The sequence below is a fragment of the Paraburkholderia sp. WC7.3g genome (assembly GCF_050436345.1).
In the GTDB taxonomy this organism is placed as follows: Bacteria; Pseudomonadota; Gammaproteobacteria; order Burkholderiales; family Burkholderiaceae; genus Paraburkholderia; species Paraburkholderia podalyriae.
In genome coordinates this window covers 1482553-1494159 of the sequence record NZ_JBNDMA010000001.1, presented here as the reverse complement: position 1 = coordinate 1494159, position 11607 = coordinate 1482553, and the positions used below count along the sequence as shown (strand labels likewise).

Here is an 11607-nt window from a genome sequence, read left to right as displayed (position 1 = left end):
TACTCAGTGTAGGTCTACAACTCGCAGCGCGCAGGGTGTTTGACAGCCTTTCGAGTCACGACGGATACTGGGCAGCGCGTCCCACCGCGCCCTCGCATTCTTCGGGGAATTCACGTGAAGCCGGGCAACACCGTCTCCCACATCCCGCTACGCTCGCGCTTCGCGGGCCTGCCTGGCGACGTGGCGGCCGGCGCGGTCTCGACGCTCGTGATGCTGTGCTACGCCATGAGCCTCGGCACGATGATCTTCAGCGCCGACCTCGCCCGCTACGCGATGCTCGGCGTGCCCACTGCGCTAGTCAGTTGCGTCGTCACCGCGCTCGTGATTGCATTGACGAGCTCGATGCGGTGGAACATCGGCGGCCCTGACAGCAATGCCGCGGCGTTTCTCGCGGGCGTCGCCGCGGGGGTCGCCAGCAGCGTGCGCGCGGACGGCGGTTCCCCCCAGACCCTCATCCTGACCGTGCTGATCGCGATCGCGCTCTGTTCGCTCGTGACGGGCGTCATCCTCTACGCGATCGGCTCGTCGAGACACAGCCGCTCGTTGCAGTTCCTCCCGTATCCGGTGCTTGGCGGATTCCTCGCCGGAACGGGATATCTGCTGCTGGCCGGGGCCTTCCGCGTGATGACGGGCGAGGCACTGCACTGGCACGTGCTGGCGTTGCTGGCGCACGTTCACTGGCTCACATGGATTCCCGCGCTCGTCGTGGGTGTGATGACCACGGTCCTGACGCGCGCCTGGCAGCACATTGCCGCACTGCCGCTCACGTTGGGTTTCGGCATCGTGCTTTTCTACGTTCTACTGCACATTGCCGGCCTGTCGATTGCCGATGCGCGTGGGATGGGGCTGCTTCTGCCGCGCGTCACGATGCACCTTGCCGCGCTGCCGGAGCTGCACATGGCTGCGCGACTCAGACAGGGTGGCATCGACTGGCCCGCCGTCGCCGCGCATCTTCCGGAGAGCCTGCTGGTCACGACGGTTTCCGCTGTCACGATCCTGATGAATTCGACGGCGATCGGCGCGGTGACGGGCGAGGAAGTCGATCTCAATCGCGAGATGCGGGCCGCGGGCCTTGCCAATCTCGCGAGCGGGCTGCTGGGTGGAATGGTCGGCTACCAGTCGTTCAATCGCTCGATGCTCAATGCGCGCGTCGGTGCCACCAGCCGGGTGGCCGGCGTGTTCGCGGCGCTCGCTTGCCTGGTCATAGTTGGTGCCTCGCCCGGTATCGTGGCGCTCTTTCCCGTGCCGGTACTCGTCGGCCTTCAGCTCTTCATGGGCCTGCGCCTGATCGTGCATTGGCTCGTGGGCGCGTATGCGAAGCTCAGCTGGTACGAGTACCTGCTCGTGCCTGCCATTCTCGGCACGATCATCGCCTACGGCGTAGTAGTCGGCGTGGCCGTAGGCGTCGTCGCGGCGTGTGTGACGTTCACGCTGCTCTACGGCCGGGTCAGTTGTATACGCATGGAATTCGATCTGCGCACACGGACGTCCAATGTGGAGCGCAGCATCGACGAGAGCCAGTCTTTGCGCGAACTCGGTGCGCAGGTCTGCGGTATGTGCCTGCAGGGGTTCCTGTTCTTCGGCACGGCCAATTCGATTCTGCACAGCCTGCGTGGGCGGCTCGCCGCGAGCCATCCGGTGCCGGTCCGTTTCGTCGTGCTCGATTTCGCATCGACTCAGGGCATGGACGCGTCGGTTTCGATCAGCTTCGTCAAGCTAAGGCAGCTATGCGCGGCGAAGAACGCGGACCTGGTGCTGACCGCGCTGCCGCCGCGCTCGCGCGACCTGCTCACGAAGACCGGGACCCTCAATCTCCGGATTCATGAGTTCGACTCGCTCGACGCGGGTCTGGAATGGGTCGAAGACCAGTTGCTCACGGCGAACTCGCGTACGACAGGACACGGCTACGACTTTCACGCGATGCTCGCGCCGCACTTCACGGCCAGCGCGTTGAGCACGCTGCTGGCGTGCCTCGAAGTGCATGACCTGCTCGCGGGACAGGTGCTCTTTCTTCGCGGTGAGCAGGCTGACGCGTTGTATTTCATCGAGCACGGACGTGTCGAGGTCTCGTTTCCGCTCGACGATGGACGCTCGGTCCGGCTGCGCTCGTTCGGCCCGGGGACGGTTGTCGGTGAAATGGCCGTCTACACGCTGCAACAGCGCAGCGCGGACGTGATCGCCGAGACGCCGACGCGGGTTCGCCGCTTGTCGACAACCGCTCTGATGCGACTCGAACAACAGGATCCGGCGACCGCGCAACAGTTTCATCGGTTTCTCGTCAAGATCATCGCGGCTCGACTTGCCGTCGTCGACGAGGCACTGCGTGCGGCGTTGTGAGCGTTGCCCGCCCCGCGCCCTATAACAACCCCGCAAAATGCACCAGCACAAACACAACCGCCCCGCCCGCGATCAGCACCAACGCATTGATACGCGTCCACATCAGGAGCACGGTCGCAACCGCCGCAGTCAGCCACGCCATCCAGCCACCTTCGAGTTCCTTGATCAACACATAAACTGCCGCGAGAATCAGCCCGGCGGCGACGGGTCGCAAACCCGCCTGCAACGCGTTCAGCCACCGCGCGCCTTCGTGCCGGTTCCACACGTGCACGACGCCGTACATCAGAAACGCGGTCGGCCCGAATAGCGCGACGGTCGCGACGAGCGCGCCGCCGAGGCCACCGACCTGATAGCCGATCAGTGTCGCGAGCAGCGAGCCCGGACCGGGCGCGAGCCGCGCGATCGCGAAGTCGCTGAGGAATTGCGCATGGGTCATCCAGTGATGGACATCGACGACCTGGCGCTGCACTTCGGCGATGATCCCCTGGCCGCCGCCGACGGTCACGATCGATAGCGGCGCGAAAACGGAAAACAGAGTGATGAGAGTTCGAGACACGACGAAAGCTATTCCGGAATTTGACTAACGGCGATCCCAGGCGATCAGCGCTGGCGCGCCCCGCGCACGTATTCATAGCCGACGCTCAACGCACCCGCGATCAGCACGGTCCACACCAGCGACACGCGAAACACCGCCGCAGCCGCGAACGTCGCGATCAGCACCAGATACGGAAACACGCGGCGCGGCAGCCGGCGCGCGGCGGTAATCGCCATCGACAGCGACAGCCCGATCGCACCGGCCGCGGCGCCGGCGAGCGCGATATGCGTGAGCGGATACGATGCGATCGCCGAGAAGAACACGCCAAGCAGAATGATCACGACGGCCGGCGGGAAAATGATGCCGCAGAACCCCGCGACAGCGCCGCGCCAGCCGAGCAGCCGGTAGCCGATCCAGATCGCCAGATTCTTCACGTTGACGCCCGGCAGCGCCTGCGACAACGCGAGGCCGTTGAGATATTCGTCTTCGCTGATCCAGTGCCGGTCGTGCACGAACTCGCGCATGAACCAGCCGCTCAACCCGCCGCCGAAACTCGTCAGACCGATGCGCGCGAAGATCAGAAAAAGGCCGAGCGAGGTCACGTCGCGCGGCGGTGGTGCGTGGCGTCGCGCGTCGTGTTCGGGTGTCGATACCGGGTCGCCGACGTCATGCCCGTGGGTGCCTTTGGCCAATGCTCGTCCCTAGTCGTTTTGATCGTGCCGCGCTTGCCGCGCGCCCGGCATGATAGCGGCAGACGTCGCCGACGATGCAGCCGCCGCCGGATGCCGTGGATCATGCAGGTCTTCGGTCGACCACCCGCCGCCCAGATCGCCGAACAGCGACGCCGCATGCAGCAGACGCGATTCCTGCACGTTCAGCGCGGTCTGCCGCGTGGTCAGCTGCGTCGCTTGCGCGGTCGCGACCGTCGTGTAATCGACGGTGCCCGCCTGGTATTCGTTGAACGCGATTTCCGCGCCACGGTCCGCGTCCCGCACAGCCGTTTCGAGCACGACCGCCTGATCGGCGAGAATGCGCAGGCCGGACAGATCGTCCTCGACGTTCTGGAACGCGCCCAGCACGGTGCCGCGATAGTTGGCGACCGTAGCGTCGTAGGCGGCCTTCGCCGCATCGACGTCGGCGCTGCGCAGACCACCGTCGAACAGCGTCTCGGTCGCGCTGCCGCCGAGCGACCACACGTAGTTCGCGGCCTTCAGCAGCCCGGACAGTGGCGACTGCGTGAAACCGGCCACCGCCGACAACGAAATATCCGGGTAATACGCGGCCACCTCGACGCCGATCGCCGCATTCTGCGCGGCCATCTTGCGCTCGGCGGCGGCGATGTCGGGGCGACGCTCGAGCAGCGTCGACGGCACGCCAACCGGCACAGACGGCAGCGCCGGCATCGCGGTGCTATGCGTGACCGACAGTTCCTCCGGGTTCTTGCCGACCAGCACCGCAATCGCGTGCGCGTTCTGCGCGCGCGCGACGCCGAGCGCGATCAGATCGGACTTCGCGGTATTCAACTGGCTGCGCGCGGTGATCACGTCGCTCGGCGGAATCGTGCCCGCGCGATCCTGCTCGCTGACGACGTCGAGATAGTGCTGATACGCGACGACCGTTTCCTGCAGCAGGTCGATGTTGGCGTCGCTGGTGCGCAGCTCGATGATCGCGGTCGCGAGCGCGACCTGCTCGGAGAGCGTCGCATTCGCAAGCGTCGCTTCGGTGGACTGCGCGCTCGCGGCGTTTTCCTCGACCGTGCGGCGCACCTGGCCCCACAGGTCCGGCGCCCAGCTCACATTGCCTTCCAGCGAACCAGCGTTGGCGATGCGCGCCGCGGTGCCGTTCAGCGTCGTTGTCGACGCGCGTTCGCGCGTCGCCGAACCGGTCGCGCCGATGGTCGGAAACAGCGCCGCGTGCGCGGCGCGCACTTCCGCGAGCGCTTGCTGGTAGTTCGCGTAGTCCGCGCGCACGGTCTGGTTCGACACCGCGACGAGCGGTTCGAGTTCGTCGATCAACGGATCGTTGAATGCGGTCCACCACGTGCCCTTCGGGCCGGTTGCGTTCGGCTCGGCCTGGGTCCAGCCCGGCAGCTCGGAGAAAGTGGCGGGCACGCTGACCTGCGGCCGGTGATAGTCCGGGCCCACCATGCAGCCGGCGTTGAACAGCGCCAGCAACGCGACGGCGAGCGTCGCGACACTCGGCAACCCGCAGCGCGGCCCTGTCATTGGTTCAGTGGAAGTCTTCATCGTCATGCCTTCGTATCCGGTTGTCCCGGCTTCGCGCCGCGGGTCCAGCGCAGACCCGCGGACCATCTGACCAGCCGTGCACGCAGGCGGTCGAGGTACAGATAAATCACCGGCGTCGTGTAGAGCGTAAACATCTGGCTCAGGATCAGCCCGCCCATCACGGTGATACCGAGCGGCTGGCGTAGCGAGCCGCCCTGGCCGATGCCGATCGCTAGCGGCACCGCGCCGAGCACGGCCGCGAACGTCGTCATCATGATCGGCCGCAGACGGATCAGCGCGGCCGTGTGGATCGCGTCGCGCGCGGTCATCTGTTGCTGGCGCTGCAACTGGATCGCGACGTCGACCATCATGATGCCGTTCTTCTTGACGATACCGATCAGCAGGATGATGCCGATCATCGCGATCACCGAGAACGGCGTGCCGAAAATCAGCAGCGCAAGCGTCGCGCCGATGCCCGCCGACGGCAGCGTCGACAGGATCGTCAGCGGGTGGATCGAGCTTTCGTACAGCACGCCGAGCACGATGTAGACGACGCCGAGCGCCGCGAGAATCAGCAGCGGCACCACGCCCATCGACTGCGAATAGGCCGCCGCCGCGCCCGCGAACGAACCGTGGATGCTCGCGGGCATGCCGATCTCGCGGATCGTGTCGTTGATCGCCGTGCCCGCCTGACTCAGCGACCCGCCGGCCGGCAGGTTGAACGAGATCGTCGCGGCGACGAGGCCGCTCTGATGGTTCACCTGCGTCGATGTATGGCTGTTCCTGTACGACGTCAACACCGAAAGCGGCACCATCGTTTCGGCGGCCGTGCTGTCCGCGCTGCCGGTCGAGCTGCCGCCCTTGCTGTTGGCGATGCTGTTGTTGGTCGCGTTCGACTGCGCGTCCGAGTTGCGCGAGTTCGTGTTCGACGACGTACTGCTGGTGCTCGCGCGGGTCGAGCTCGTCGCCGACACCGTGCCGTGCGGCATCTGCGTCGCGGCGGTGCCGCTCGGATTGCCCGCGGACGTGCTCAGATAGATCTGGTTCAGCGTCTGCGGATACTGCCAGTACTCGGGCGCGACCTCCATCACGACGAAGTACTGGTTCAGCGGGTTATAGATCGTCGACACGGTGCGCTGGCCGAACGCGTCATACAGCACGTTGTCGATCTGATTCGGCGCGAAGCCGTAGCGCGCGGCGGTCGCGCGATTGATCGACACATAGGTCTGCAGGCCGTTCTGCTGCAAGTCGGAGTTCACGTCGAGCAGCCGTCCGCGCTCCTTCGACAACGCCGCGACGAGCTTCGGCGTCCACGTGAACAGCGCGGCGGAATCGTCGCTCGTCAGCGTGTACTGGTACTCGGCCGCCGACTGCCGCCCGCCGATACGAAGATCCTGCTGCGCCTGCAGAAAGAGCCGGGCGCCCGACACCTCGTCGAGCTTCGGTCGCAGCCGGTTCACGACCTGGGTGGCTGTGGCGTGCCGCTGCGACAGCGGCTTCAACTCGATGAACACGTTCGCGGTATTGAGCGCGCGTCCGCCGGTAAATCCCGCGACCGACTGCACCGCCGGATCTCTCTGCACGATCGACTGCAACTGCGCGAGCTTCTTCTGCATCGCCGAAAACGAAATGCTCTGGTCGGCGATGATCTGGCCGATCAGGATGCCGGTGTCCTGCTCGGGGAAGAAGGTGGCCGGCACCAGCTTCAGCAGGAACACGTTGCCGACCAGCAGCGCGAACAGCAGCACAATCACCAGCAGCGAATGATCGAGCACGGCCGTCAGCGAACGCGCGTAGACGCCCTTGAAGCGATCGAACTGGCGCTCGATCCACCGCGCCCAACGCGCTTTCGAATGACCCGCGTTGTCGCGGCTCAGCACGTACGCGCACATTGCGGGCGTGACCGTCAACGAGATCACCAGCGAAATCAGGATCGCGATCGACAGCGTGATCGCGAACTCATGGAACATCAGTCCGACGATGCCCGGAAACAGGATGATCGGCAGAAATACCGCGATCAGCGACAGGCTCATCGAGATCACCGTGAAGCCGACTTCGCCCGCGCCCTTCAGCGCGGCCTCTTTCGGACTCAACCCCTGCTCCATGTACCGCACTACGTTTTCGAGCACGACGACCGCATCGTCGACGACGAAGCCGGTGCCGATGGTCAGCGCCATCAGCGACAGATTATCGATGCTATAGCCGAGCAGATACATCGGCCCGAAGGTACCGACGATCGACAGCGGCAACGCGACCGCCGGCACGAGCGTCGCGCGCGGCGACTGCAGGAAGATGAACACGACGCCGACCACCAGCAGCACCGCGATGAACAGCGTGCGCTCGGTATCGCTGACCGACGACGTGACCGACTGCGAACGGTCGATCGCGACATCCACATGCACACTGCTCGGCAACGTCGCTTGGATCGACGGCAACACGTTGTGGATCTGCCGCACGGTACTGACCACGTTACTACCCGGCATCGGATAGACGATCACGAGAATCGCCGACTTGCCGTTGAAGAGCCCCGCATTGCGGATGTTTTCGTTCGAGTCGCGCACCTGGGCGACGTCGCGCAACTGCACCGGCGCGCCGTCGCGATACGCGACCACCAGATCGCGATACGGCGCCGCGTGCGTGATCTGATCGTTCGACGTGACCACGTAGCGCTGATCGCCGACATCGATGTGACCCTTCGCGCTGTCGGCATTGGCCGCGCTGATCGCCGCGCGCACGTCCTCCATGCCGACGCCGTAGCTATTGAGCTTGCCCGGCTGCAACTCGACGCGCACGCTCGGCAACGCGCCGCCGCCGAGCGTGATCTGACCGACGCCCTGCACCTGCGACAACTGCTGCTGGATCACCGAATCGGCGGAGTCGTAGAGCTGCGCCTTCGTCAGCGTGTCGGATGTCAGCGACAGCACCACGATCGGCGCGTCGGCCGGGTTGTACTGGCGGTAGCTCGGATTGCTGCGCAAGGTGGTGGGCAGATCGGCACGCGCGGCCTGGATCGCCGCCTCGACGTCGCGCGCGGCGCCGTTGATGTCGCGCTTCAGGCCGAACTCGACGATGATCATCGACGAGCCGACGTAGCTGATCGAGGTCAGCTCCGCGACGTCGGCGATCGTCGCGAGCCGCCGCTCCAGCGGCTCGGCGACCGTCGACGCCATGATGTTCGGGCTCGCGCCGGCCATGTTCGCCTGCACGACGATCACCGGAAACGCGATGTTCGGCAGCGGCGCGACCGGCATGCGGAAATACGCGAGCGTGCCGGAGATCAGGATCGCGATTGCGAGCAGCGTCGTCGCGACCGGCCGCCGGATGAAGATCGCCGGGATATTCACCGCGTGCCCTCCGCGCCGCCGTCCGGCGGGCGCCCGCCCGGCTCGTCGCCGTCGTTGCGCTCAGCGCGTGCGGCGCGCCAGCGGTTCACGCGCCCGGCCATGCGGTCGAAGAACAGATAGATCACCGGCGTCGTGAACAGCGTCAGCATCTGGCTCAGCGTCAGACCGCCAATGATCGCGAGACCAAGCGGCCGGCGCAGTTCCGAACCGGTGCCGGTGCCGAGCAGCATCGGCAGCGCGCCGAGCATCGCGGCGAGCGTCGTCATCAGGATCGGCCGGAAACGCAGCAGCGAGGCCTCGAAGATCGCATCGCGCGGCGCCTTGCCGTGATTGCGTTCGGCATCGAGCGCGAAGTCGACCATCATGATCGCGTTCTTCTTGACGATGCCGATCAAGAGCACGATGCCGATGATGCCGATCACGTCGAGATCCATGCCCGCGAGCATCAGCGACAGCAATGCGCCGATGCCGGCCGACGGCAGCGTGGACAGGATCGTGACCGGATGGATGAAGCTCTCGTACAACACGCCTAGCACGATATACACGGCAACGAGCGCCGCGATCAGCAGATAAACCTCGCTCGACAGCGAATCCTCGAACGCCGCGGTCGCGCCTTGCAGCGACGACGTGATCGACGGCGGCAGGTCGATCGCCTGCTCGGCCTGGTGAATCTCCTTGACCGCGGTGCTCAGCGATGCGCCCTTCGCGAGATTGAACGACACCGTCACCGACGGAAACTGCGCGAGATGGCTGATCACGAGCGGCGCCTTCCCGATCTGGATCTTCGCGATGCCGGAGAGCGGCACCTGACCGGTGCTGCTGGTCTGGCTCGGCAGATACAGATTGCCGATCGACTGCACGGTCGGCATCGTTTCAGGCTTCGCGACCAGAATCACGCGGTACTGGGCCGACTGCTCGAAGATCGTCGACACGATGCGCTGGCCGAGCGCGTCGTACAACGCGTTGTCGATCGTCGCGGGCGTGATGCCGAAGCGCGCGGCCAGTTGCCGGTTCACTTCGACGTTCACGCTGAGGCCGTCGCTGTTCAGATCGCTCTGCACGTCCGACAGCGACGGAATCTGCTTCAGGCGCGCGACGAGTTCCGGCACGTACTTCTGGAACGCCTGCTGGCTCGGTCCGCGCAGCACGAAGCTGTACTGGTTCGGCGACACGGTCGTGTCGAGCGTCAGGTCCTGCTCGGGCTGCATGAACAGCTTCACGCCCGGCACGTGCGCGACTTCCTGCGCGAGCCGTCGCGCGATTTCCTGCGCGGTGTCGGAGCGCTTGTCGCGCTCGCGCAGATTGATCAGGAAGCGGCCGTTGTTCAGCGTCGCGTTGGTGCCGTCGATGCCGACGTACGACGTCAACGACACCACGTCCGGGTCTTTCAGGACTGCCTCGGCGAGCGCGCTTTGGCGCTGCACCATCGCGGCATAGGAGACCGAGTTGTCGGCGACGCTGATGCCCTGGATCACGCCGACGTCCTGCACCGGAAACAGACCCTTGGGAATCACCATATACAGGATGCCGGTCAGCACGACGGTGGCGATCGCGACCATCAGCGTCAGCGTCTGATGATCGAGCACCCACCGCAGGCCGCGCTCGTAGGCGGCGAGCGTCTTGTCGAACAGGCCCTCGCTGATGCGCTCGAAGCGGCTCGGATGGCGCTCGGCCTGAGCGCGCAGCATCCGCGCGCACAGCATCGGCACCACCGTCAGCGACACGACCGCCGAAATCACGATCGTGACCGAGAGCGTCACCGCGAACTCGCTGAACAGGCGTCCGATCACGCCGCCCATGAACAGCAGCGGAATCAGCACCGCGATCAGCGAAATGGTCAGCGACAGAATCGTGAAGCCGATCTGCCCCGCGCCCTCGAGCGCGGCTTCGAGCGGCGACATACCCTCCTCCAGATAGCGCACGATGTTCTCGATCATCACGATCGAGTCGTCGACCACGAAGCCGGTCGCGATGATCAACGCCATCAGCGACAGGTTGTCGATCGAGTAGTTGAGCTGGTACATCACCGCGAGCGTGCCGATCAGCGAGACCGGCACCGAGATGCTCGGAATCAGCGTGGCGGGCACGTTGCGCAGAAACACGAAGATCACCGCGACGACGAGCACGATCGCGAGAATCAGCTCGAACGCGGCGTCCGCGACCGACGCGCGGATCACGCCGGTGCTGTCCGACACCACGGTCACTTTCATGCCGGCCGGCAGCGTCGATTCGAGTTGCGGCAACTCCTTCATGATCTGGTTGACCGTCTGGATCACGTTCGCGCCCGGCTGGCGCTGCACGTTCAGCACGATCGCGGGCGAGCCGTTGTACCACGCGCCGCGCTCGACGTCCTGGGCGGCCTGGCTCACGCGCGCGACATCGCGCATGAACACCGGCGAGCCGTTCTGGTAGGCGACCACCGTGTCCAGATAGTCCTTCGGATCGGTGATCTGATCGTTGCCGTTGATCGTGTAGTCGAGGTCGGGGCCGTCGAAATTGCCCTTCGGCTGGCTCACGTTCACGTAACTGAGCAGCGTGCGCAGGTCGTCGATATTCAGGCCGTAGGCGGCGAGCTTGTGCGGATCGGCCTCGACGCGGATTGCGGGCACGTTGCCGCCGCTCGTCGTCACGACGCCGACGCCCGACACTTCCGAGATCTTCGTGCCGAGACGATTGTTCGCGACGTCTTGGAGTTGCGTCAGCGACATCGACTTCGACGTGATCGCGAGCGTCAGGATCGGCTGGTCGGCGGGATTGACCTTCGCATAGGTCGGCGGAGCCGGCAGGCCCGACGGCAGGTAGCTGTTCGCCGCGTTGATCGCCTGCTGCACATTCTGCTCGGCGATATCGAGGTTCAGCGACAGATCGAACTGCAGCGTGATCACCGACGCACCGTCCGAACTGTACGAGGTCATCTGTTGCAGGCCCGGAATCTCGCCGAGTTGCACCTCGAGCGGCGCGGTCACGGTGGTCGCCATCACGGTCGGGCTCGCGCCCGGATAGAAGGTCTGCACCTGAATCGTCGGATAGTCGACGTTCGGCAGCGACGACACCGGCAGCACGCGCATCGCGATCAGACCGACCAGCACGAGCGCGATCATCAACAGCAGCGTCGCGACCGGGCGAAGAATGAACAGGCGGGAAATATTCATCGGCGCGGCGGTCC

General features: G+C 65.4%; 6 protein-coding genes. 1 reads left to right on the top strand and 5 read right to left on the bottom strand.

The annotated features are described in order from the left end of the window. The first annotated feature begins 114 nt into the window (after positions 1-114). Positions 115-2337, top strand: a complete 2223-nt coding sequence (locus OKW43_RS06915; protein WP_187634325.1) for an SLC26A/SulP transporter family protein — start codon at positions 115-117, stop codon at positions 2335-2337. Between the two features lie 19 nt (positions 2338-2356). Here OKW43_RS06915 and OKW43_RS06910 read toward each other — a convergent pair whose 3' ends face one another. The 5 genes from OKW43_RS06910 to OKW43_RS06890 are packed head-to-tail and all read right to left on the bottom strand — an operon-like array spanning position 2357 to position 11593. Continuing rightward, positions 2357-2893, bottom strand: a complete 537-nt coding sequence (locus OKW43_RS06910) for a chromate transporter (RefSeq protein ID WP_187634324.1) — start codon at positions 2891-2893, stop codon at positions 2357-2359. A 44-nt stretch (positions 2894-2937) separates the two neighbouring features. After that, positions 2938-3564, bottom strand: coding sequence for a chromate transporter (locus tag OKW43_RS06905; protein WP_429446115.1), 627 nt, complete (start codon positions 3562-3564; stop codon positions 2938-2940). Positions 3565-3573: 9 nt separating this feature from the next. Continuing rightward, complete coding sequence (locus OKW43_RS06900; RefSeq protein WP_429446112.1) at positions 3574-5124, bottom strand: efflux transporter outer membrane subunit; 1551 nt, start codon at positions 5122-5124, stop codon at positions 3574-3576. Next, on the bottom strand, positions 5121-8441 hold the full coding sequence (locus tag OKW43_RS06895; protein WP_429446109.1) for an efflux RND transporter permease subunit: 3321 nt from the start codon (positions 8439-8441) through the stop codon (positions 5121-5123). The genes OKW43_RS06900 and OKW43_RS06895 overlap by 4 nt, the downstream gene beginning before the upstream one ends. After that, positions 8438-11593: an efflux RND transporter permease subunit gene (locus OKW43_RS06890; protein WP_429446107.1), complete on the bottom strand. Its 3156-nt coding sequence runs from the start codon at positions 11591-11593 to the stop codon at positions 8438-8440. The genes OKW43_RS06895 and OKW43_RS06890 overlap by 4 nt, the downstream gene beginning before the upstream one ends. Positions 11594-11607 lie beyond the last annotated feature (14 nt).

Excerpts from the sequence above, each read along its gene's own strand:
- OKW43_RS06900 (WP_429446112.1), bottom strand. The coding sequence starts at position 5,124 with ATGACGATGAAGACTTCCACTGAACCAATGACAGGGCCGCGCTGCGGG.
- OKW43_RS06890 (WP_429446107.1), bottom strand. The coding sequence starts at position 11,593 with ATGAATATTTCCCGCCTGTTCATTCTTCGCCCGGTCGCGACGCTGCTG.